The organism is Rothia sp. BD8, assembly GCF_044878465.1.
GTDB lineage: Bacteria > Actinomycetota > Actinomycetes > Actinomycetales > Micrococcaceae > Rothia > Rothia kristinae.
On sequence record NZ_JANJES010000001.1, the window covers coordinates 173,407 to 194,829 of the forward strand.

The 21,423-nt window shown below is 73.8% G+C and carries 19 protein-coding genes and 1 tRNA gene; 13 read left to right on the plus strand and 7 right to left on the minus strand.

The window, feature by feature from the left end:
* Window positions 1–111 precede the first annotated feature (111 nt).
* The 5 genes from NQ707_RS00780 (at window position 112) to NQ707_RS00800 (ending at window position 7,926) form a co-directional block, all read left to right on the plus strand.
* Window positions 112–1,062 carry an SURF1 family cytochrome oxidase biogenesis protein gene (locus NQ707_RS00780; RefSeq protein WP_055684531.1) on the plus strand — a complete coding sequence of 317 codons (951 nt, stop codon included), beginning with the start codon at window positions 112–114 and terminating at the stop codon, window positions 1,060–1,062.
* Between the two features lie 4 nt (window positions 1,063–1,066).
* On the plus strand, window positions 1,067–1,642 hold the full coding sequence (locus NQ707_RS00785) for a DUF3817 domain-containing protein (RefSeq protein WP_404434151.1): 576 nt from the start codon (window positions 1,067–1,069) through the stop codon (window positions 1,640–1,642).
* Window positions 1,643–1,813: 171 nt separating this feature from the next.
* Window positions 1,814–3,409, plus strand: a complete 1,596-nt coding sequence (gene guaA / locus NQ707_RS00790; RefSeq protein ID WP_174520381.1) for a glutamine-hydrolyzing GMP synthase — start codon at window positions 1,814–1,816, stop codon at window positions 3,407–3,409.
* Window positions 3,410–3,587: 178 nt separating this feature from the next.
* Window positions 3,588–7,706, plus strand: coding sequence for a DUF4011 domain-containing protein (locus NQ707_RS00795; protein ID WP_404434154.1), 4,119 nt, complete (start codon window positions 3,588–3,590; stop codon window positions 7,704–7,706).
* Window positions 7,699–7,926 carry a hypothetical protein gene (locus tag NQ707_RS00800; protein ID WP_055684528.1) on the plus strand — a complete coding sequence of 76 codons (228 nt, stop codon included), beginning with the start codon at window positions 7,699–7,701 and terminating at the stop codon, window positions 7,924–7,926. Before NQ707_RS00795 ends, NQ707_RS00800 begins: the two co-directional genes overlap by 8 nt.
* A 119-nt stretch (window positions 7,927–8,045) precedes the next feature.
* Here the strand turns inward: NQ707_RS00800 and NQ707_RS00805 are convergent, their stop codons facing one another.
* From NQ707_RS00805 to NQ707_RS00815, 3 genes are all read right to left on the minus strand, one after another.
* Window positions 8,046–8,777, minus strand: a complete 732-nt coding sequence (locus NQ707_RS00805; protein ID WP_055684527.1) for an SAF domain-containing protein — start codon at window positions 8,775–8,777, stop codon at window positions 8,046–8,048.
* A gap of 115 nt (window positions 8,778–8,892) precedes the next feature.
* Window positions 8,893–9,105, minus strand: a complete 213-nt coding sequence (locus NQ707_RS00810; protein WP_058730852.1) for an FmdB family zinc ribbon protein — start codon at window positions 9,103–9,105, stop codon at window positions 8,893–8,895.
* A gap of 60 nt (window positions 9,106–9,165) precedes the next feature.
* Window positions 9,166–9,843, minus strand: a complete 678-nt coding sequence (locus NQ707_RS00815; RefSeq protein ID WP_404434157.1) for a 5-formyltetrahydrofolate cyclo-ligase — start codon at window positions 9,841–9,843, stop codon at window positions 9,166–9,168.
* 132 nt (window positions 9,844–9,975) lie between these two features.
* On the opposite strand from NQ707_RS00815, the gene galU reads away from it, so the two are divergent.
* From galU to NQ707_RS00835, 4 genes are all read left to right on the plus strand, one after another.
* Window positions 9,976–10,890, plus strand: a complete 915-nt coding sequence (gene galU, locus NQ707_RS00820) for a UTP--glucose-1-phosphate uridylyltransferase GalU (protein ID WP_404434161.1) — start codon at window positions 9,976–9,978, stop codon at window positions 10,888–10,890.
* Between the two features lie 106 nt (window positions 10,891–10,996).
* Window positions 10,997–11,995, plus strand: coding sequence for a hypothetical protein (locus NQ707_RS00825; RefSeq protein ID WP_058743679.1), 999 nt, complete (start codon window positions 10,997–10,999; stop codon window positions 11,993–11,995).
* A 25-nt stretch (window positions 11,996–12,020) separates the two neighbouring features.
* Window positions 12,021–13,571, plus strand: coding sequence for a CYTH and CHAD domain-containing protein (locus NQ707_RS00830; RefSeq protein ID WP_196825840.1), 1,551 nt, complete (start codon window positions 12,021–12,023; stop codon window positions 13,569–13,571).
* A gap of 381 nt (window positions 13,572–13,952) precedes the next feature.
* Complete coding sequence (locus tag NQ707_RS00835) at window positions 13,953–14,411, plus strand: hypothetical protein (protein WP_058730848.1); 459 nt, start codon at window positions 13,953–13,955, stop codon at window positions 14,409–14,411.
* A gap of 76 nt (window positions 14,412–14,487) precedes the next feature.
* On the opposite strand, the gene NQ707_RS00840 is transcribed toward NQ707_RS00835, so the two are convergent.
* Window positions 14,488–14,560: transfer RNA gene (locus NQ707_RS00840), tRNA-Ala, on the minus strand.
* A gap of 89 nt (window positions 14,561–14,649) precedes the next feature.
* Here NQ707_RS00840 and NQ707_RS00845 point away from each other — a divergent pair.
* The gene (locus tag NQ707_RS00845; RefSeq protein ID WP_404434170.1) at window positions 14,650–15,630 is read left to right on the plus strand and encodes a LysR substrate-binding domain-containing protein; all 981 of its coding nucleotides are present in this window, start codon (window positions 14,650–14,652) and stop codon (window positions 15,628–15,630) included.
* Here NQ707_RS00845 and NQ707_RS00850 read toward each other — a convergent pair.
* Entirely contained in the window at window positions 15,524–16,648 is a 1,125-nt protein-coding gene (locus NQ707_RS00850; RefSeq protein WP_058730846.1) for a mechanosensitive ion channel family protein, read from the minus strand. The genes NQ707_RS00845 and NQ707_RS00850 overlap by 107 nt on opposite strands.
* A 201-nt stretch (window positions 16,649–16,849) precedes the next feature.
* On the opposite strand from NQ707_RS00850, the gene NQ707_RS00855 reads away from it, so the two are divergent.
* From NQ707_RS00855 to NQ707_RS00865, 3 genes are read left to right on the plus strand one after another with little or no spacing between them, the layout of a single operon-like run.
* Window positions 16,850–17,281, plus strand: coding sequence for an NUDIX hydrolase (locus NQ707_RS00855; RefSeq protein WP_224799845.1), 432 nt, complete (start codon window positions 16,850–16,852; stop codon window positions 17,279–17,281).
* Window positions 17,282–17,298: 17 nt separating this feature from the next.
* Window positions 17,299–18,333, plus strand: a complete 1,035-nt coding sequence (locus NQ707_RS00860; RefSeq protein ID WP_058730845.1) for an ABC transporter substrate-binding protein — start codon at window positions 17,299–17,301, stop codon at window positions 18,331–18,333.
* Window positions 18,334–18,376: 43 nt separating this feature from the next.
* The gene (locus tag NQ707_RS00865; RefSeq protein WP_061225782.1) at window positions 18,377–19,600 is read left to right on the plus strand and encodes a pyridoxal phosphate-dependent aminotransferase; all 1,224 of its coding nucleotides are present in this window, start codon (window positions 18,377–18,379) and stop codon (window positions 19,598–19,600) included.
* A 20-nt stretch (window positions 19,601–19,620) separates the two neighbouring features.
* Here the strand turns inward: NQ707_RS00865 and NQ707_RS00870 are convergent, their stop codons facing one another.
* Window positions 19,621–19,872 (minus strand): exodeoxyribonuclease VII small subunit, encoded by a 252-nt coding sequence (locus tag NQ707_RS00870; protein ID WP_055684515.1) that lies wholly within the window; start codon window positions 19,870–19,872, stop codon window positions 19,621–19,623.
* Window positions 19,869–21,377, minus strand: a complete 1,509-nt coding sequence (gene xseA / locus NQ707_RS00875) for an exodeoxyribonuclease VII large subunit (protein ID WP_404434179.1) — start codon at window positions 21,375–21,377, stop codon at window positions 19,869–19,871. Before xseA ends, NQ707_RS00870 begins: the two co-directional genes overlap by 4 nt.
* Window positions 21,378–21,423: the final 46 nt, after the last annotated feature.

The following is a 21,423-nucleotide window of genomic DNA, read 5'->3' on the forward strand; positions in this document are numbered from 1 at the left end:
TCCTGCCACCACGCTCCCGGCGTGGCAAGCGGATGGCGCGCCCGGGTCTCACGGGCCCCGCGGGCGCTGGGCTCAGGGGCGGGCTCGCCGACGGCGGGATAGGGTGGTGGGGTGCTGAAACTCGCTCTGACGCCCCGCTGGCTGGCGGGGCTGCTGCTGGCCCTGGTCTTCGCGACCGGGTTCATGTTGCTCAGCCGGTGGCAGCTCGGCTCGGCCTCGGCCCACGAGGTCTCCGCGGACCCCGCCAAGGAAGCCGTGGTCCCGCTGGCCTCCGTGGCCGCCCCGCTGCAGCCGGTGCTCGCCTCCGAGGCGGACACCATGGTGCGCACCAGCGGGCACTACGAGCACGGATCCTCCGTGCTGGTGGGCTCCCGGGTCAAGGACGGGGAGCACGGCTACTGGGTGGTGTCCCGCTTCATCCCCGATGAGCAGCCGGATCGGGCGCAGGGGACCTTCTCGGTCGCCGTCGCCCGCGGCTTCACCACCGAGGCGGACCCGGCGCGGATCCCGGCCGAGCCGGACGGGGAGCTGACCGTCATCGGGCGGCTGGTGGCCAACGAGGGGCCGGTCTCCTCGGAAGGCTCCCGGGACCCGCGGATCCTGGGCAGCGCGGCCACGGCCGAGCTGACCAACACCTGGCAGGCCCCCCTGTACGCGGCGCCGGTGACCGCGGATGCGGAGGTGCCGGCCGGGCAGTCGCTGCCCCTGGACGGCGCGGACCACCTCACGGATGCGGCCCGGCTGTCCGCCCCGGATGAGGGTCTGGTGCCGATCCGCGCCCAGCAGTACACCAGCGATTCCCTGAACTGGCTCAACATCTTCTACGCCGCGGAATGGGTGGTCTTCGCCGGCTTCGCCCTGTTCCTGTGGTGGCGGATGCTCGCGGACTCCCACCGGCGTCGGCAGCATCCCGAGGAGTTCTTCGACCCCGCGCCGGCCGCGGGGGAGGAGGGCCGGATCTACTACGAGCAGTCCACCGGCCGGTACTTCTACTACGATGCCGAGGCCGGCCAGTACTACTACTTCGACGACGCCGCCGCGTCCCCCGACCCCACGAGGTGACCGAATGACCCAGCATCCCGCCGACCCGTCCCAGCCCGCCGAGGCGCCCCGCCCGGTGGAGCGCACCGACGGCAAGACCGTGCCGCTGCCGCCCGGCGCCAGCCCCGAGCAGGCCGCGAACCTGCGGGTGGGCCGACGCAAGTTCGGCGGCACCGAGGCCCAGATCCGCGGGGCCCTGACCTTCTACAAGTACTGCGCGTGGATCTCCGGGACCTTCCTGCTGCTGCTGGTGGCGGAGATGATCACCCGCTACGGCTTCGGCTACGATCTGCTGGCCTCCGCGCAGAACGCCCAGACCGGGGAGCACGTGGCCCTGGGGTGGCTGAACCGGGAGACCGGGAACCTCACCGGCGGAGTGAACGTCTCCACCGGGGTGCTCATCGTGCACGGCTGGTTCTACGTCGTTTACCTGCTGGCCTGCTTCCGGGTGTGGCTGCTGATGCGCTGGCCGATGCCCCAGCTGATCGTGATGGCCCTGGGCGGGGTCGTGCCGTTCCTGTCCTTCATCGTGGAGCGGCGCATCCACCGGGAGACCCTGGCGCAGCTGCGGGAGAACCCGCAGGCGACTCGCCGCTACTGACCCGCCCGCCGCTCATCCGTCTCGGACACCGCCCGCGACGCCGCCGCGCGAGCCCGCCCCGGCCCACGGGCGGGGTGTCCTAGACTGGGGGATCGGAGCCGACCCCGCGGCCGCACGCGTGCGCCCGCCCGGGTCGGAAGCAGACCCCGAAGACCTTCCGAAGGGACGAGTGTGACCCCCACCGAGACCCCAGCCGCCGGTGATCTGGAGGACCGCCCGGTCCTCGTCGTGGACTACGGCGCCCAGTACGCCCAGCTGATCGCCCGCCGCGTGCGCGATGCCCGCGTCTACTCGGAGATCGTGCCGCACACGATGTCCGCGCAGGACATGCTCGCGAAGAACCCCGCGGCGATCATCCTCTCCGGCGGGCCCGCCAGCGTCTACGCCCCCGAGGCCCCCGCGGGGGACCCGGCCCTGTTCGAGGCCGGCGTGCCGGTGTTCGGCATCTGCTACGGCTTCCAGGTCATGGCCCGGGCGCTGGGCGGGACGGTCGCGCGCACCGGGCTGCGCGAGTACGGGGCCACCCAGGCCACGCTCAGCGGCGGCGCCTCCTTCCTGGCCGGCACCCCGGTGACCCAGAACGTGTGGATGAGCCACGGCGACTCCGTGACCGAGGCCCCCGCAGGCTTCGAGGTCCTGGCCACCACCGACGGGGCCCCCGTGGCCGCGTTCGTGGATGCGGACCGGCGCCTGGCCGGGGTGCAGTGGCACCCGGAGGTGCGGCACTCCGACTACGGCCAGCAGGTCCTGGAGAGCTTCCTGTTCGAGGTGGCCGGGCTGGAGCCCACCTGGACCACCGGCAACGTCATCGAGGAGCAGGTGGAGCGCATCCGCGCCCAGGTCGGGGACGCGAAGGTCATCTGCGCGCTGTCCGGCGGGGTGGACTCCTCCGTGGCCGCGGCCCTGGTGCACCGGGCGGTCGGGGACCAGCTGACCTGCTTCTTCATCGACCACGGCCTGCTGCGCGAGGGCGAGCGGGAGCAGGTCGAGCAGGACTACGCCGAGACCATGGGCATCCGCGTGGTGACCATCGACGAGTCCGAGCGCTTCCTCTCCGCCCTGGAGGGGGTCACCGACCCGGAGACCAAGCGCAAGACGATCGGCCGGGAGTTCATCCGCTCCTTCGAGGACGCCCAGCGCAAGCTGGTCGCCGAGATCGAGGGCCCGGCCGAGGACATCCGCTTCCTCGTCCAGGGCACCCTGTACCCCGACGTCGTCGAATCCGGCGGCGGCGAGGGTGCTGCGAACATCAAGTCCCACCACAACGTGGGCGGGCTGCCGGAGGACCTGCAGTTCGAGCTCGTGGAGCCGCTGCGCACCCTGTTCAAGGACGAGGTGCGCGCGATCGGGCGGCAGCTGGGCGTGCCGGAGAAGATCGTGGCCCGCCAGCCCTTCCCGGGCCCGGGCCTGGGGATCCGGGTGATCGGGGAGGTCACCCGAGAGAACCTGCGGATCCTGCGCGCCGCGGACGCGATCGCGCGCGCCGAGCTGACCCGGGCCGGGCTGGACGAGGAGGTCTGGCAGATGCCGGTGGTCCTGCTCTCCCAGGTCCGCTCGGTGGGGGTGCAGGGCGACGGGCGCACCTACGGTCACCCGATCGTGCTGCGCCCGGTCTCCTCCGAGGACGCGATGACCGCGGACTGGTCGCGCCTGCCCTACGACCTGCTGGCGCGGATCTCCAACCGGATCACCAACGAGGTCGAGGAGGTCAACCGGGTGGTGCTGGATGTGACCTCCAAGCCCCCGGGAACCATCGAGTGGGAATGAGCCTGCGGCCAGGCTCGGACGGTGCGGGCCCCGAGGCCGCCTTCGACGGCGGCCCCGGGGCCCGTGCGCGTTTCCGCGCCCACCGCGCGCACCCGCGGGCCCAGCGCCTAGAATCGGTGTGCGGACGCCCACGCGCCCGCGAGCACCGCCCCATCCACCGACGGGAGACCGAGGCACCGTGACCCAGCCGCCAGCCACCGGAGACGCCGCATCCGCCCGGGAGCCGGAGACCACCCCCGCGGGCCACCCCCTGCCGTGGGGCGCGCCCCCGGCCACCGCCGAGGCACCGGACCGGGCCGCCGACGCCCGCCCGGCCCCGCAGGCCCCGGAGACCGACGTCGCCGGAGAGGGGACCGAGCAGAGACCCGACGTCGAGGCGGCATCGGCCCCGGAGCCGACGTCCGTCCCCGGGCAGGAGGCCGCGGAGGACGCAGAGACCGAGCCCGCGTCGTCGTCGGCCGCGGCCGAGGACGACCGCCTGATCCTGGACCCGTGGCTGCGGCAGGTGGACGCCTACACCGGCCCGGATGCGCTGCTGGACTTCAACCTGGTGGACAACGTCCACATCGACCTCACGACCTCCAACCCCTCCGGCTACGCCCAGCTGCTGGCCGGGCGCCGCACGCGTCTGTCCACCATCCTGCGCGAGCGCACGGCCCTGTCCGCCGGCATGCGCTCGGCCCAGGCGATCCGCGCCAAGACCGTCGAGCTGGACGCCCAGCACGGGCTCTCCGCGGGATTCCTCGCCGCCGGCACCGCCTCCTGGATCACCCGGGATGCCCGCACCGGCGCCCAGCGCCGGCACATCGCCCCCGTCGTGCTGGCCCCGGTGAGCATCACCCCGCACCCCGACGGCGAGGACTTCGACCTGCGCATCAGCGGCGGCGCCCGGCTGAATCCCGCCCTGGTGCGCGTGCTGCGCCGGGACCACGGCGTGGACCTGGAGGCCGCGGGCCTGCCCGCCAAGGCCACCTCCGGCTCCCGCCTGACCCCGGAGCCGGTCTTCGAGGCGCTGCGCGCCGTGGCCGCCGGGGTGCCCGGAATGAACGTGGAGGCGACCACCGTGGTCTCCACCTTCGCGGATCTCTCCGACACGGTCGGGCCCCTGCCCGAGCGGGGGGCCTCGGGGCTGCTGCGGGAGCTGTCCGATCTCAACCGCGCCCAGGTGGACGCCCCGCGTCAGCCCCGGGACCTGCGCCACCGCGTCGTCGACCCGGATGAGCTGGACCCGGCCGAGGAGGTGCTGGTCGAGGACGCCGACGACGACGTCTCCGAGATCCTGCAGCTGGCCCGGGCCGGGGAGTCCCTCGCGGTGACCGCCCCCGCCGGCACCGGGGCCCTGCGCGCGGCCGTGAACACCGTGGCCGCCCTCACCGAACAGGGCCGCTCCGTGCTGGTCCTGGCCGAGCGGCGCGAGAGCCTCGCCAGCGCCGTCGCCCGCCTCCGGGAGCTGGGGTTGGGGCAGCACCTGCTGGAGCTGGAGGCGCAGGTCGAGCCGGAGCAGCTGAGCGCGGACCTGGTGCGCACCCTCGTGGAGGTGGAGCGCAGCGAGGCGCCGCGCCTGGAGGAGCACCGGGAGCAGCTGGTGCGCACCCGGGAGAACCTGCGCCGCCATGTCCGCTCCCTGCACCGGCGCGAAGAGCGCTGGGACATCACCCCGTATCAGGCCATGCAGACCCTCGCGGCGCTGACCGCCAAGGATCCGGCCCCGGCCACGCGCGTGCGCTTCACCCGCGCCGTCCTGGATGCGACCGTGGACCGCCGGGAGACGGTGGCCCAGCTGGAGCGGGCCGCGGAGCTGCGGGCCTTCTCCCCGGCCACCCGCAAGGCCCCCTGGTACGGGGCTCGCCTGGTCAGCGCCGAGGACACCCAGCAGGCCCGGGCCCTGGTGCGCCACCTGCTGCAGACCACGCGGGATCACTCCCGGGCCGTGGCGGCCGCCTTCGAGTCCGTCGGCCTGCGCCCGGGCGCCAGCCTGCGCCGGTGGGAGGAGCAGCTGCAGCTGCTGCAGGGCATCCGGGAGTCCCTGACCCGCTTCCGCCCGGAGGTCTTCGCCGAGCCCGTCACGGACCTCATCGCGGCCACGGCCTCGGCCGGGTGGCGGCGGGAACGCGGCATCGACATGTCCGCGATGCAGCGCTCCCGGCTGCGCCGGGCCGCCAAGGAGCACATCCTGGCCCAGGTGCACATCGCGGACCTGCACCGGGCGCTGGTGAAGGTCCAGGAGCAGCGCGAGCAGTGGCGCGCCGACGCCGTCGACGATCGCCAGGTCAGCGTGCCGGAGGAGCTGGACGGGCTCGTCGCGACCCAGCGCCACCTGGGCGAGGAGCTGGCGGGCCTGGAGATCGTCATGGAGGACAGCCCCGCTCGCCGGGACTACCCCGAGCTGCCCGTGGAGCAGCTGGTCGGCGTGCTGGAGGAGATGGCCGGGGACCGCTTCCTGCTGGACACCCTGCCCGAGCGGGAGCGGCTGCTGGCGGTCCTGCGCGGCAAGGGGCTGCAGGAGCTGCTGGCCGACCTGGAGCGGCGCGAGGTCCCGGGCCGGCGCGTCGCGGACGAGCTGGAGCTGGCCTGGTGGCAGTCCGCCTTCGAGATCATGCTCGACCACCCGGACACGGCCCTGGTCACCGGCGAGCGGCTGGCGGCCTGGGAGTCCGCCTTCCGCCGCGCGGACCTGGCGCACGTGGCCTCCGGGCCGGCGCGGGTGCGCCACGGCATCGCCCGCGGCTGGCAGCGCCGGATCAACCGGCGCCCCGTGCAGGCCCGGGAGCTGCGCCGCCTGCTCAAGGGCGCCCCGGCCCCGCTGGGCACCTACCTGCAGCGCACCCCGGAGGTGCTGGCGGGGCTCAAGCCCGTGTGGTGCGCCAGTCCCTTCGCCGTCGGGAGGACCCTGCCGCCGGAGGCCGCGGTGGACGCCGTGGTGATCCTGGATGCCGAGTCCACCCCGCTGGGCGCCTGCCTGGCGGCTCTGGCGCGCACCGAGCAGGTGATCGCCTTCGGCGACGTGCACGCCGGGTACCCGCAGCCCTTCGTCGTCTCCCCGACCCTGGGTGCGGAGCAGGAGCCCACGGATCAGCCCGTGGAATCCGCGTTGGAGGTGCTCTCCCGGATCCTCCCGCAGCGCACCCTGACCCGGGTGCAGGACTGCCGGGACCCCGCGCTGCTGGAGCACCTGAACGAGACCCGCTACGACGGCGCCCTGCGGGCCCTGCCCTACGGCGAGGAGCTGGTGGGCCCCGTCCGGTCCCTGCGGGTGGACGTGGTGCACCCGGACCGGGCCGATGACCGGCTCGGGGCCCCGCTGATCGACTCCCCGGCCGCGGAGGTGCGCGCCGTGGTGGAGATGGTCTTCGACCACGCCGCCCGCAACCCGCGCCAGTCCCTCGCGGTGATCACCGCCAGCCCCCGGCACGCCGCGCGCATCGCCGAGGGGGTCCGCTACGGCCTGGGCCGCCACCCGGAGCTGGCCGGGTTCTTCCGGCCCGGGCGCGAGCCCTTCCGGGTGCTGGACCTGGCCCGGGCCGCCGGGCTGCGCCGGGACCGGGTGATCTTCAGCCTCGGGGTGGCTCCGGAGGCCGGATCCCGACCCGAGCACTTCGGGCAGCTGGCCCAGGAGCACGGGCCCCAGCGCTTCGTCATGGCCGTGACCGCGGCCCGCTTCCACACCCGGATCGTCACCTCCTTCGACGTCGAGCGCCTGGAGGCCTCGGCGCTGCGCGGGGGCATGCCCGATCTCCTCGAGCTGATGCGGCGGGTGCGCCGTCGCCGCGAGGAGGAGGCCGAGCGGGCCCGCGAGACGCAAGGACGCCCGGAGGAGGGCCCGGCCGCCTCCTCCAGCGCGTTCCTGTCCGTGGTGGATCCGCGGGAGGAGGAGCAGGCCGCGGACTGGCTGCTGGCGGATCTGGCCCGGCGTCTGCGGGTCGGCGGGGCGCAGGTGCGCGTGAGCCCGGGGGAGGAGGTCGACGCCGTCGCGACCTCCGGGCGGGAGTCCCTCTCCGCCGGGGCGGTGCCCAGCCCCCGCCAGCGCACCGCGGGGCAGGGCACCCGCGGCGGCCTGCGGGCCGAGGACCTGCGCTTCCCGGTCGGGCTGATCTCGGACGGCACCCGGGATTACGCGGCGCTGTCCGTGCGGGAGCGCTCCCGGCTGCGCCCGGAGCGGATGGAGTCCACCGGCTGGAATCCCGCACCCGTCTGGGCCGTGGACGTGTTCGCCGATCCCCAGCGGGTGGCCGATCGGATCCTCGGCCTGCTCGGCCTGGAGCCGGCGGTCGACGACGGGGAGCAGGACGATGAGTGACCCCCGCGGGCCCCGCCGGATCCGGCATCGGGGTCCGCGCCGGGCCACCGGCGGCACCACCGTGAGCCAGGGGGAGCCGCAGCGCCTGGCCGGGTTCTCGGCCCGGCAGACCGAGGCGGGTTCGAGCCGGGGGACCGGCGTGTCGGGGGAGAATCGGGAGGGCTCGGAGGACGCCCGGGGGCGGTGGCTGCGCGAGCAGCGCCCGCCGCACTGGGGCTGAAGCGCCTTCCCCGGGGGTGACCCCTGCGACGCCCGACGGGCAGGGCGCCGCGGCGTCTCTCTGCTTTCCGGTGCCCCTCGGGCCGGTGCTCCGTCGTCTCGGTCTTGGACGGCGCGCGCTCAGGGCGCCTCGGCGGAGGTCTCCGGGGCTTCCGGACTCGGCTCGTCCGCGGCACCCATGACCACCGTGGCCTCGCCGCTGAGCCCGGCCAGGCGCCGGGCATCCTGCGGGGTGACGGCCACGAGCGCGAGTCGCGATGCCGGGTCCTCGCCGCCGCCGAGCCCGCCGGCTGATTCGGCCGCGCCGCGCGGAGCCCACAGAAGCGTTCCAGAGACCTCCACTCCGGCGCCCTCGGCGCTCGCGCCGATGACCGTGACGGGACCGCCGACGCGCAGCAGGGACAGGGCCTGGGGATCTCTGGCCCGCACCGACGTCGCCACCAGACCCTCGGGCAGGTGCTCGGCCAGATCGGGACCGAGCACCATCCCGGAGGCCAGCTGCTGGCCGGAGCGCACCGGCACGGCGAGTGCGGCGCCCTCCAGCTCCTCCCGCAGGCCCCGCGCATCCGGGGCATCCGCGGACTCGGCGAAGCCCCCGGCGGCGTCCACGATCCGCAGGTCCTCGGCGGTGAGCACGTGCCCCACCGGCCGATCCCCGGCGGCCACCAGCACCTGCGCACCGCCCTCGGCTGCGGGGCCGCGCGGCAGCAGCAGGGTGCTCAGCGCCCCGGCGATCAGCAGGAGCACCCCGAGGGTGCGGGCCCGGCGGGTGATGCGGGAGCGCCAGCGGATGCCCCAGGGCACGACCCGGGCGCGGGAGGAGGTGCGGCGCGGCAGACTCAGCGGTGACATGCCCCCAGCCTGGCCCACCGGGCCCGCCGATCCGGCGTCGCGGGCGCGGGGACACGGGGCGGCTGTGGAGCGGGAACGGGGTGCTGCCTCCCGGTCCCCAGGTCCGGCGGCCCGGTCAGTCCTGCGAGGAGCCGGAGGACGAGGAGGAGCCGCGGGAGTCGGTGCTGTAGAAGCCGCTGCCGCGGAAGGTGACCCCGACGGTGCCGAACTTCTTGCGCAGGGTCTGCTCACCGCAGGCGGGGCACCGGGTCAGGGCCTCGTCGTCGAAGGACTGGCGGATGTCGAAGGCGTGGTGGCAGCTCTTGCATTCGTAGGCGTAGACGGGCACGGGAACGGGACTCCTGACGAGGCGATCAGCGGTGACACGGCGCGGTGGCCGCGCACGATTCTAGCCCGCCGGGACCCACCCGCGATCCGTGCGGCGCAGCAGGCCGCGCTCGGTGCACACCAGCGGCACCGCGACGTCGTGCGGCCCCGCGGGCACGGCCCCGGCCGGCAGCAGCTCGTCGTGGAACACGACGCCGATCTCCAGGGCCTGCGCATCGCGGGCCGGGGCGGCGGCCAGGGCCGCGTCGTAGAAGCCCCCGCCCCAACCCAGGCGCACGCCCCGCCCATCCACGGCCAGGGCGGGGATCAGGCGCACGTCGGCCGCCGCGAAGGCCTCCGGGCCGAGCCGCTGCCCCACCGGCTCGGCCACCCCGAACGCCGAGGTGCGCACCGGCGTCTGCGGCTCCCACCGCACCCAGTCCAGGCGCCGTCCCGGCAGGCTCACCGGGGCGATCACCCGGTGCCCGGCCGCGTGGGCGCCCGCCAGGGCGGGCAGCAGGGGAGGCTCGGTGTCGGTGGGCAGATACGCCGCGATCAGCGCCCCGTCGGGCAGGCGGCGCAGCAGCGCCTCCAGGTGTTCGGCCCAGCGCAGGCCCAGCTCTCGGCGTCGCGCCGCGGCATCCGGGCCCACTCCACGCTGCCGTCGCCGGCGCACCAGCTCCGCGCGCAGGTCCTGCTTGGCCCGGGCCAGCTGCGCCTCGGGGTCAGGGGACTGCGCCTCGGGGCCGCTCGGTGCCATCGGGTCCTCCATCCTCGGTCGGGGCCGGTCCGGGAGCGGAACCGGAACGGGGGCGGGCAGGCACAGCGGATGCTGGCCGGGCGCCCAGGTCATCCACGGGTTCGCGCGGGTGGACTCGGCTAAGGTAACGATATGACCGAAAATACTTCACCGAAGCCCGTGACCAAGGCCGTCATCCCGGCGGCCGGTCTGGGCACGCGATTCCTGCCGGCCACCAAGGCCAGCCCCAAGGAGATGCTGCCGGTCGTGGATCGTCCGGCCATCCAGTACGTCGTGCAGGAGGCGGTCTCCGCTGGGCTGGACGACATCCTCATGATCACCGGGCGCTCCAAGCGCGCCCTGGAGGACCACTTCGACCGCGTCCCGGACCTGGAGGCCTCCCTGAAGGAGTCCGGCAAGGACGACCTGCTGGCCTCCGTGCAGCAGGCCACCGCCCTGGGCGAGCTGCACTACCTGCGCCAGGGAGACCCCAAGGGGCTGGGCCACGCGGTGCTGCGGGCCAAGACCCACGTGGGCGATCACCCCTTCGCCGTGCTGCTCGGCGATGACCTCATCGATGAGAAGGAGGATCTGCTGACGCGGATGATCGCGGCCCAGCAGAAGACCGGCGGCAGCGTCGTCGCCCTCATGGAGGTCCCCCGCGAGCAGATCAGCGCCTACGGTGCGGCCGCCGTGGAGCCCGTGGAAGGCGAGGAGTACGTGCGGGTCACCGGCCTGGTGGAGAAGCCCTCCCCGGAGGAGGCGCCGTCCAACCTCGCGGTGATCGGCCGCTACGTGCTGCACCCGCGGATCTTCGAGGTCCTGGAGCAGACTCCTCCCGGGCGCGGCGGGGAGATCCAGCTGACCGACGCGATGCAGATCCTCGGCCAGGCCGAGGGGGAGGGCGCCGGGATGTACGGCGTCGTGTTCAAGGGCCGCCGCTTCGACACCGGAGACAAGCTCTCCTACCTCAAGGCCAACGTCATCCTCGCCTCCGAGCGCGAGGACCTCGGGCCCGGGCTGCGCTCCTGGCTCAAGGACTTCGTGGCCGAGCTGCCCCAGGAGTGAAGGCTCAGGGCCGCCGTCGCACGCCGACGGCGGCCCTCGTCCTCTCCGGGAGCGACTGCTGTGGACGAGCGCGAAACCGCGCGCCGCAGGCGGTAGACTCCCGGATGTGTCATCCTCCGTGTTCTCCGCCTCCGGCGTGCTGCTGGTCCTGGCCGTCGCCCTGCTCCTGAAGTGGGCCTACGGCTTCGACCGCCGACGGCGTCCCGACGTCGTCGCGCAGGTGCTCGCCCGGGACGTGCTCGAGGAGAGACCGGACCCCGCCTTCCCCCGGGACCCCGTGCTACTGCGTCAAAGGAACGACATGATCAGTACCCCGTCCCCCGCCCCAGAAGGCGCCGTGCTCACGCCTGAGGCCGACGAGGCCGAGCAGCCCCGTCGCGACGGCGTCACCGTGCCGCGGCGGACCCGTTCCGCCGCCTCCTCCGCCCCCGCGACCGGCTCCGGGCTGCGCCGCGGGCGCGTCGGGGTCGCCCTGGGTGCCCTGGCCTGCCTGGCCCTCGGCCTGATCGGCCTGGTCCTCGCGCCGTTCACCGCCCTGACCTGGCCGCTGCCGGCGTTCCTGCTGATCCTCGGCCTCGGGTGCCTGGCGGGGTTGCGCTGGCTCGCGCTGACCGAGCGGACCAGGACCACCGTGCGCACCCGCCCGGTGCGCGAGGTCGAGGATCTGCCGACCGGCACCGCCTCCGACGCCGGGGCCTCGCGTCCGTCCGCGCGTACCGCGGCCGAGCCCTTCGACCTGCAGTCCGGTGAGGCCCGAAGCGCCGCGCCCGCCGAGGCGACCCGGGAGACCGCTTCCGGTCCGACGCCCTCCGGCGCCGCGGCCTCGTCCGCCGAGGACGCCCGCGCGCAGCGGGAGATGCTGCGGGAGCAGGCCCGCCGCGTCGCCGCCGGCCACGGGGACTTCGTGCCTCGCGATGCCACCTGGGAGCCGGTCGCGGTGCCGCGGCCGACCTACATGGACGCCCCTGAGGCTCAGCGGCCCGCTCCGGCGCCGCTGAGCCAGCCCGCCGCCCCGCGCAGCACCACCCGCAGCCTCGCCGAGGCCGAGGCCAAGGGCCGCGGCGCCCTGGACCTGGACGATGTGCTGACCCGTCGCCGCGCCTGAGACCCCAGGAGTTGAGCCCTCAGCCATGAGCACCTCGCACGTGGAGATCGAACGCAAGTACGAAGCACCCGCCGAGGCGCACCCGGACTGGTCCGCCCTGAAGCGGCTGCGCCCGGGAACCACCGCGGTGGACGAGCTGGACGCGACCTACTACGACACCGCCGCGCGGGATCTCGCCGCCGCGAGCACCGTGCTGCGCCGTCGCCGGGGTGGCCCGGACGAGGGCTGGCACGTCAAGTTCACCCTGGACGGGCGCCGCCACGAGATCCACGTGCCGCTGCTCAAGGACCGCACGAGCATGCCCGCAGCGGCCCGGGACCTGGTCAGCGCCCTGACCCTGGGCCGGGAGCTGGAGCCGATCGCGCACCTGGCCACCCGCCGCACCCGCACCGCGGTGCTGGACGAGGACGGGCGGGAGGTGGCCGAGTTCGCCGACGACGTCGTGCGCTCCGTGGATCACCGCACCGGGCAAGAGCGCACCTGGCGGGAGTGGGAGGTCGAGCTGACCGATCCCGAGCTCTCGGGGAAGCGCCAGGAGAAGATCTTCAAGCGGGTGCGCAAGGTCCTGAAGGAGGCCGGAGCGAGCCGGTCCACCGCGGTCGCCAAGATCGCCCGCGCGCTCGGTCAGGACGCGGCCTTCGACGAGAGGGCGGGGATCGCCTCCGCTCCGGAGCCGTCGGAGTCGGAGTCGGAGGAGCAGCAGCTCACCGGCGGCCAGCGGCTCGTGGCGGAGCTGGCCGGCCCGGTGCTCGCGGATCTGCGGATCCTCGACGTCGCGGTGCGCGCGGGCGTGGAGGACTCGGTGCACCAGATGCGCATCCGCCTGCGCACCATGCGCTCGATCCTGCGGGCCCTGCGCGGCGGTCTGGACCCGGAGTTCGACGAGACCGTCTCGCAGGGGCTGAAGGAGGCCGGCGAGGCGCTGGGCGCGGCCCGGGACCTGGAGGTCGTCGGGGAGGTGCTGATGCGCGCGGAGCAGTGGGCGGAGCTGACCCGCAAGGCCCGCCGCCAGCTGAGCCAGCTGCTCGAGGAGGACCGGGAGGCCGCTCTGCGCGGCGGGTACGCGGTCCTGGACTCCGAGGGCTACCGCGACGTGCTGGCCGCCCTGGAGTCCCTGGTGCGCCGCCCGCAGCTGTGCGGGTGGGCGGAGGACCTCTCTGCCAAGAAGCTGGGGACCCACATGATGGAGACCCTGGATGAGCGCTACCGCAAGCGCATCGAGCCGGCCCGCCGCGCCGTGGAGGAGGCCGAGCCCGAGGAAGCCGCGGAGAGCCTGCACGAGGTCCGCAAGGCGGCCAAGGGCCTGCGCTACGTCATCGAATCCCTGGACGAGGCGGACCTGATCCGCAAGAAGCAGCGCGAGGACGCCGGGGAGGCCCGCGAGGAGGCGAAGTCCGTGCAGTCCGAGGTCGGGCGCCTCCTGGACCTGCGCGCCGCGGTGCAGTGGCTGGATCGGGCGGCCCGGGTGATGCGCCGCCGAGGGCTGGACCGCTACGGTGCGGGCCTGCTGGCCGGGGAGTTGCGCACCGCGCTGTCCTGGAAGCTGGCCGAGGGATTCTCCAGCCTGACCCGCTGACCCACCGGCCCGCGATCCGCTGATCTGCCGCCCCGACGCCGCCCGGCGTCGGAGCGGCTCCCGTTCGATGCCGGCGCGGTGGGCGGGAGAGTGGGCCGGGCAGACGAATGGCCCCGGGGCGAACCCCGGGGCCATTCTGCGTCACACACAGGAAGAAGGTCTTCACTCACATGGAGGCTGCCGCCTGCGCTTCATCCGGCGAGCTTCCCAGCTGACCGTCCCCGCAGGTGCCTCCCGGCTATTTGGTAATGAAAACATATCCTAATCCCGGGCGGGGCGCCACCCCGACGGATGGATTCCCCGGAATTTCTTGCTGACGCAGCGTCGGCAAAACCGTCGATTCGGCGTCGATTCAGGTCAGGCTGGGCTAAGGTGGAGCGCATGCAGGAGTGGATCGAAGGGCTGCACTGGGGGCTGGCCATCCTCTTCTTCTGGGCCGTCGGGATCCTGCGCACCAGCATCGTGTACGCCCTCGGCCGGGGTGCGGCCGCCGGAGGACGGCGCGTGCACCGGGTCCGCGCGGCGCTGCGAACGCCCCTGTACCGCCGGGCCGCGGCCTTCGTGAATCGGTGGGGAGCGCTGGCCGTGCCGGTCTGCTTCGTGACGGTCGGCTTCCAGACCGCCGTCATCCTGACCACCGGCATCACCCGCATGCCCCTGACGCGGTGGATCCCCGCGATGCTGCTGGGCACCCTGATCTGGGGCTGCATCTACGGCACCGTCGGGATGGCCGTGGTCTGGGCCTGGCTGGAGCGGCCGTGGGTGCTCGGCCTCGCCGCGGCGCTCGCGCTGATCCTGGTGCTGCTGGCGCGCCGTCGCGCGCACCGCCTGCGCGGCTGACCGGGCCGGGGCGGGCCCGGAAACGGCGGAAGGCCGCGGATCCGCCGTGCTGGCGGATCCGCGGCCTTCCTGGCAGTGGAGCTAAGGGGAATCGAACCCCTGACCTTTTCATTGCGAACGAAACGCTCTACCAACTGAGCTATAGCCCCGTGCGGTAACCACCCCATCGTATGGCCTGTGTCCGCGCGCGTCAAAACCGGAGGCCGGTCACCGGACGGGCGCCTGCTAGGTTGTCCCCATGTCCCACCAGCCGCCCCACCCGCTGCCCGGCGACGCCGCTCCGGAGCACCCCACCGCCGACGTCGAGGCCGTCTGCGTCGAGGCCTCCGACGTCCATGGCACCGATGACGAGCCCGGCACCAGCGCGTCGGCGCACCGACCCACCGTGCGGCCCGCCACCGGGGGCCTGAGCGTCGCCTTCGTCCCCGGGATCATGCCGAGCAAGTGGTTCGGGCGGTGGCAGGAGCGCTTCGGCGCCCGGATCCCGCTGGACCCCGTGCCCCTGGAAGAGGACGAGGATCCGCTGGCGGTGCTCCAGCGTCGGGAGGCTCACGCCGCGCTCCTGCGCCCCGAGGCCGCCCCGGGCAGCCGGGACCGGGACCGCTGGCACGCCGTGCCGCTGTACCGGGAGCGGCCCGTCGTCGTGCTGCCGGCCGACCACGTGCTGACCCTCCTGGATGAGGTGCCCGTGGCCGAGCTGGCCTCCGAGCGGCTGCTCCAGGACCTGGCCGAGGTCCCCGCGTGGGCGCGGCTGCGCGCCGAGCACCTTCAGGCCGCGGGGCAGATCGAGCGGGAGCTCCCGGCGATGCGGCACACGGGCGACGCCGTCGAGCTGGTCGCGGCGGGGCTGGGGCTGCTCGTGGTGCCGATGTCCCTGGCGCGGCTGCACCACCGGAAGGATCTGGTGCACCGTCCCGTCCCGGACCTGCCCGAGACCGAGGTGCACCTGGTGTGGCCGCGTCTGCCGGAACCGCAGGCCTCCGGTGAGCAGGCGGCCGCGGAGGAGGCCGTGATCCAGGAGTTCGTGGGCATCACCCGGGGCCGCCGGGCGGGAAGCTCCCGGGGCGAGGCCGCGCAGAAGCGGCCCGCACCAGCGGGGAAGCGGGGCCGGGTCAGCGGCGACCGGACTTCTGCCGGTTCCCGGCGGACCCGCTCCCCGTCGAGTGCCCCCCACCGCGGGAGGAAGACCCCACGGAGGGGTCGGAGGTCTCCGCGCTGACCGCCGCGGCCGTGCCGGCCGAGGTCGCCCCCTGCGCGCCCTGTGCCGCCTGCTCCGGGGTGATCCGGGCGAAGCTGGAGGTCTGGTGGATGATCGACTGGTTGGCCAGCGGCATCCGGTACCCCTCCCGGTCCAGGGCCCGCTTGATCTGGGCGCGCAGCACCCGGGCCACCGCCCACTGCTGCAGCGGCGCCGTCTTCACCGCCAGGCGCAGCGTCAGGGACTCGCCGCTCATCTGCTCCACGCCCCACACCTCCGGGTCATCCAGGATGGACTTGCCCTCCTCCGTCGTCTCCCGCACCCGCCGGGCCGTCTCCAGCAGCAGCTCGGTCACGGCATCCAGGTCGCTGTTGTAGGCCACCGGGATGTCCAGCACGGTCCGGGCCCAGCCCTGGGACTGGTTGCCCACCCGCACCACGGCCCCGTTGCGCACGTGCCACAGGGTGCCCTCGACGTCGCGCACCTGCGTGACCCGCAGACCCACCGACTCCACGGTGCCGCTGGCCTCCCCGAGGTCCACGACGTCGCCGATGCCCAGCTGATCCTCCGCAACCATGGAGATCCCCGCCAGGTAGTCCTTGACCAGGGACTGCGCGCCGAAGGACAGGGCCACACCGGCGATACCGGCGGAGGCGATGACCGGGGCGATGTTGAATCCCAGCTCGGAGATGATCATCAGCACCGCGATCGTCCAGATGGTGAGGTTCGCGACCGAGCGCAGCACGGACCCGACCGTCTTGGCCCGCTGGTACTGGCGCTCGTTGGACAGCCCCGTGTCCTCGACCCAGCGCAGCCCCTTCTCCGTGCGCCGGGAGATGATGCGGGCCTTGGTGCCCCGGGCCACCCCGTCGGTGACCTTGCGGATGAGGAAGCGGGCCAGGATGTTCGCCACACCCGCGATCAGCAGGATCAGCAGGATCCGCAGGGGGGCGTCCAGCCAGAAGGAGGGGGTGGAGACCTCGTCCCACACGGAGGCGGCGGTGACGGCGTTCAGCAGAGGCGCGCTGGTGGTGCTCATGCACGCGATCCTATCCGCGCCGCCTGCGCCGCCGCTCAGCGCGGCCTGAACGCCCGGTGGACCTTCCGGCGTCGGGGTGGCACCGGGTGCCAGGCCGTGGCGCCACCCGGGTGCCGGGCCGCGGCGGATGGACGGAGTGGGGCCTGGCCGGAGGGATCGGACCCCGGCGATCGTCGACGGCGATTCTCTAGACTGGAGGGCATGGCACTTGTGATGGACACGCGACCGGCCGCCTACGTGGTGATCATCGAGCAGGGCAGGATGCTGCTCACGCACTGGACCGGCGAGCGCCACCCGGAGCGGGCCGCGTGGACCCTGCCGGGCGGGGGCATGGAGGTCGGGGAGACCGCCGAGCAGGCCGCGATCCGCGAGGCCTACGAGGAATCCGGGTATCGGGTGGCCCTGGACGGGCTGCTCGGGGTGGACAGCAAGTACTACGAGGAGGGCCACGCCCGCACCTTCCACGCCCTGCGCATCCTCTACCGCGGGTACATCGTGGGCGGCTCCGAGGGCGTGACCGCGCACGATGACTCCACCGACGGGGTCCGGTGGGTGCCGCTGGAGGAGCTGCCTTCCCTGCGCAAGGTCTCCCTCGTGGAGGTCGCCGCCCGCTACTACGGCCTGAAGCACTGAAGCAGGGGACGAAGACCATGAGCTCCGTGTCCCGCCGGATCGTGCGCCTGCTCTGCCTCGCCGGGGCACTGCTGCTCCTGCTCACCGGGTGCGGCGGCACCGACGAGATCACCCCGGACCCTTCCGCCTCGGCCTTCGGCACCGTGCGCATCGGGCGGGGCACCAGCGCCGAGACCGGCGTCATCGCGGAGATCTACGCCCGCACCCTGCGCGATGCCGGCTACACCGTGGAGGTCGTGGACGGCGGGACCCGGCAGGAGTACCTCAGCGCCATGGCCGAGGGCGGGGACCAGGCGCCCCTGATCACCCCCGACTACACCGGGGCCCTGCTGCTGCACCTGACCGACGACGGCGCCCGCAACCCCAGCGTGACCGAGGCCCCCACCCCGAGCGTCTCCGCGGCGGCGTCGGGGGCGGCCTCGGCCTCGGGGGGACCCACCCCAACCCCGACCGGGCTGAACGTGCAGGGAATGTCCCCGGGGGACATCTCCTCCACCGTGGATCGGGTCCTGCCGCGGCAGCTGAGCACCCTGGATCCCGCCTCCGCGGAGAACCGCGACGCCCTCGTGGTCACCCGCGCGACCGCCGCGAAGTACGAGCTGTCCAGCATCTCGGACCTGGCCGCGCACTGCGGGAAGCTGCGCTTCGGCACCCCGCCGGGGTTCGCGGAGCGCTCCTACGGCACGGCCGGGCTGCGCCGTCTCTACGACTGCTCCCCGGGACGTTACGTGGAGCAGTCCGATCCCTCCCGGCTGGTCGATGAGCTGGCCGATGCCACCGTGGACGTGGCGGACATCCCCACGGCATCGGCCGCGATCGGACAGAACGGGTTCGTGGTCCTGGAGGACCCCCAGGCCGACTTCATCGCCCAGCAGGTGGTGCCCGTGGTGCGCGCGGACACCCTGCCCTCCTCCGCCGTGGACGCCCTGAACACCGTGTCAGGGAAGCTCAGCACCTCGGACCTGACGTTCCTGGATCAGCTGATGAGCGGGCCGGATGCGGTCTCCGCGCAGGATGCCGCCGCGTTCTGGGTCCAGGAGGGCACCGACTGAGCCGGGTCCGGTTCTGAGACCGGATCGGTATACGCTGGATCACATGGCTCAATTCCGGCAGTCCCACAAGCTCCATGACGTCCTCTACGACATCCGCGGCCCGGTGCTGGAGGAGGCCGAGCGGATGGAGGCCCAGGGGCATCGGATCCTGCGGCTGAACATCGGCAACCCCGCGCCCTTCGGCTTCGAAGCCCCGGACGCGGTGATGATGGACATGATCCGGCACCTGCCGCACGCCCAGGGCTACTCGGACTCTCGGGGCATCTACTCCGCGCGCACCGCCGTCGTGCAGTACTACCAGACCCAGGGCATCCTGGATCTGCAGCCGGACGAGGTGTTCCTGGGCAACGGGGTCTCGGAGATGATCACCCTGTCCCTGCAGGCCTTCTGCGATCCCGGGGACGAGATCCTCGTGCCCGCCCCGGACTACCCGCTGTGGACGGCCTCCGTCGCCCTGTCCGGCGGCACCCCGGTGCACTACCTGTGCGACGAGGCCGACGGGTGGAACCCCGACATCGAGGACCTGCGGGCCAAGATCACCCCGCGCACCAAGGGCATCGTCGTGATCAACCCCAACAACCCCACCGGGGCGGTGTACTCCCGCCAGACCCTGCAGGCCATCGTGGACCTGGCCCGCGAGCACGAACTCGTGCTGTTCTCCGATGAGATCTACGAGAAGATCACCTACGACGGCGCCGAGATGGTCCACACCGCGGTGCTGGCCGAGGACGACGTGCTGTGCCTGACCTTCTCCGGGCTGTCCAAGGCCTACCGGGTGGCCGGGTACCGGGCCGGGTGGCTGGCCGTCACCGGGCCGCTGTGGAAGGCGCGGGACTATCTGGAGGGCATCAAGCTGCTGGCCAACATGCGCATGTGCGCCAACGTCCCGGCCCAGCACGCGATCCAGACCGCCTTGGGCGGCTACCAGTCCATCAACGACCTCATCCTGCCCGGCGGGCGGCTGAAGGAGCAGCGCGACCTGGCCCACCGCAAGCTCAACGCGATCGACGGGGTGAGCTGCCGGCAGGCCGACGGCGCCCTGTACCTGTTCCCCAAGCTGGACGTGGAGCGCTTCGGGATCGTCGACGACGAGCGTTTCGCACTGGACCTGCTCAAGGAGCAGAAGATCCTCATCAGCCACGGCACGGCCTTCAACTGGGTGGCCCCGGACCACTTCCGCCTGGTGACCCTCCCGGACGTCTCCACCCTGGACACGGCCCTGGACCGGCTGGGGGAGTTCCTGGACGGCTACCACCAGGAGGGCTGAGCCGGGGCGCGTGCGGGGCTTCAGTCCCGGGCGGCGTCGGCCCGGCGGGCCTTGGCGGCGTCCAGGCGCTCGCGGGCCCCGTCCAGCCACTGCTCGCAGCGCTGGGCCAGGGCCTCCCCGCGCTCCCACAGGCGCAGGGACTCCTCCAGGCTCGATGCCCCGGACTCCAGCCGGGAGACGATGCCCATCAGCTCCTCGCGGGCCTGTTCGTAGCTCAGCCGCTCCACGGGGGCGAAGCCCTCGGCGTCCTGCTGCTGTTGCTGGTCGGTCATGATCGGTGCTCCTCGTTCTCGGATGCTGATTCGGGTGATGGGTTCTGGTCCGCGGCGGGATCCGCCGCCTCGGGAGGCTCCGGGGTCTCTCGGTCTTCGACGACGCCTCCGGCGTCGGCGGCTGGCTCGCCGGGCGCTGGCTTCTCGGGGACCGGTTCCTCGGGCGCTGGGGGTTCGGCGCCTGCGGGGTGCACCGCGGTGACCGCGGCGTCGAAGGCGCCGGCGGCCACGCGCACCCGCACCTCGGCCCCGGCGGCCAGGGTGTCGGCGTCGCGGATCACCGCGCCACCCTCGGTCTGGACCACGGCGTAGCCGCGGTCCAGGGTGCGCTGCGGGGACAGGGCCACCACGCGCGAACGCAGCGCCTCGATGCGCTCCCGATGCCGATCCACCGCGATCTCCACAGCCCGCAGGGCCCGGGACCGGGCGGCGTCGGTCTCCTCCTCGCGCGCCAGGAGCATGGTCTCCGGGCGGGAGAGCACGGGCCGGGAGCGGAACTGCGCCAGGCCGGCGGACTCCCGATCCAGGAACAGCTCCACGGCCCGGCGGATCCCGGACCGGGCCTGCCCGATGCGCAGATGCTCCTCCTCCACGTCCGGGACCACCCGCTTGCCGGCGTCCGTGGGCGTCGAGGCCCGCACATCGGCCACGTGATCCAGCAGCGGCTGGTCCGCCTCGTGCCCGATGGCCGAGACCACGGGGGTTCCGGCCGCGGCCACCGCCCGGATCAGCTCCTCCTCGCTGAAGGGCAGCAGGTCCTCCAGGGCGCCGCCGCCGCGGGCGATGACGATGACGTCCACCTCCGGGTCCGCGTCCAGCTCGGCCAGGGCCGCCCCGACCTGGCGCACCGCGTGCACCCCCTGGACGGCGACCTCCCGGACGGCGAACTCCACGGCCGGCCAGCGCAGCCGGGCGTTGCGGATGACGTCCTTCTCCGCATCCGAATCCCGCCCGGTGATCAGCCCGACCCGGTGGGGCAGCACGGGCAGGCGGCGCTTGCGTTCGGGACGGAACAGGCCCTCGGCGTCGAGCTTGCGGCGCAGCCGCTCGATGCGCTCGAGCATGTCTCCCAGGCCCACCTGGCGGATGCCGGAGCCGATCATGGACAGCCGCCCGGTCTTCTGCCAGAAGTCCGGGCTGACCCGCACCACCACCCGCATGCCGCGCTCCAGATCCGCACCCAGGCGGGCGGTCTCCTGGGCGAACAGCGTCACCGGCACCGAGACCTCCTCGCTGAGATCCCGCAGGGTCAGGTAGGTGACCCGGGCGCGGCGGTTCAGCTCGATGATCTGCCCCTCGACCCAGGTGGGAGCGCACCGGGCGATGTACTCGTGCATCTTCCGGGACAGCACGTGCAGGGGCCAGGGGTTCTCCGGGGTGGTCTGGCTGGCGCGGGCCGGCGGAGGGGCGGACCCCTGGGCCCCGGCGGGGCCCGCACCGGCGCGGCGCGGCGCGGCCGCGCTCTGGTGCCCGGCGGCCGCGGAGGGATCGGAGGTGGAGGTCATGGGTCCATCCCTACCAGGTGCGACTGACAGATCGGGACTCGCCGGG

Bases quoted from the DNA above. Each gene is read 5' to 3' on its own strand.
- NQ707_RS00785 (WP_404434151.1), top strand. From the start codon at position 1,067: ATGACCCAGCATCCCGCCGACCCGTCCCAGCCCGCCGAGGCGCCCCGC.
- NQ707_RS00800 (WP_055684528.1), top strand. From the start codon at position 7,699: ATGAGTGACCCCCGCGGGCCCCGCCGGATCCGGCATCGGGGTCCGCGC.
- NQ707_RS00805 (WP_055684527.1), bottom strand. From the start codon at position 8,777: ATGTCACCGCTGAGTCTGCCGCGCCGCACCTCCTCCCGCGCCCGGGTC.
- NQ707_RS00815 (WP_404434157.1), bottom strand. From the start codon at position 9,843: ATGGCACCGAGCGGCCCCGAGGCGCAGTCCCCTGACCCCGAGGCGCAG.
- galU (WP_404434161.1), top strand. From the start codon at position 9,976: ATGACCGAAAATACTTCACCGAAGCCCGTGACCAAGGCCGTCATCCCG.
- NQ707_RS00830 (WP_196825840.1), top strand. From the start codon at position 12,021: ATGAGCACCTCGCACGTGGAGATCGAACGCAAGTACGAAGCACCCGCC.
- NQ707_RS00835 (WP_058730848.1), top strand. From the start codon at position 13,953: ATGCAGGAGTGGATCGAAGGGCTGCACTGGGGGCTGGCCATCCTCTTC.
- NQ707_RS00845 (WP_404434170.1), top strand. From the start codon at position 14,650: ATGTCCCACCAGCCGCCCCACCCGCTGCCCGGCGACGCCGCTCCGGAG.
- NQ707_RS00850 (WP_058730846.1), bottom strand. From the start codon at position 16,648: ATGAGCACCACCAGCGCGCCTCTGCTGAACGCCGTCACCGCCGCCTCC.
- NQ707_RS00855 (WP_224799845.1), top strand. From the start codon at position 16,850: ATGGCACTTGTGATGGACACGCGACCGGCCGCCTACGTGGTGATCATC.
- NQ707_RS00860 (WP_058730845.1), top strand. From the start codon at position 17,299: ATGAGCTCCGTGTCCCGCCGGATCGTGCGCCTGCTCTGCCTCGCCGGG.
- NQ707_RS00865 (WP_061225782.1), top strand. From the start codon at position 18,377: ATGGCTCAATTCCGGCAGTCCCACAAGCTCCATGACGTCCTCTACGAC.
- NQ707_RS00870 (WP_055684515.1), bottom strand. From the start codon at position 19,872: ATGACCGACCAGCAACAGCAGCAGGACGCCGAGGGCTTCGCCCCCGTG.
- xseA (WP_404434179.1), bottom strand. From the start codon at position 21,377: ATGACCTCCACCTCCGATCCCTCCGCGGCCGCCGGGCACCAGAGCGCG.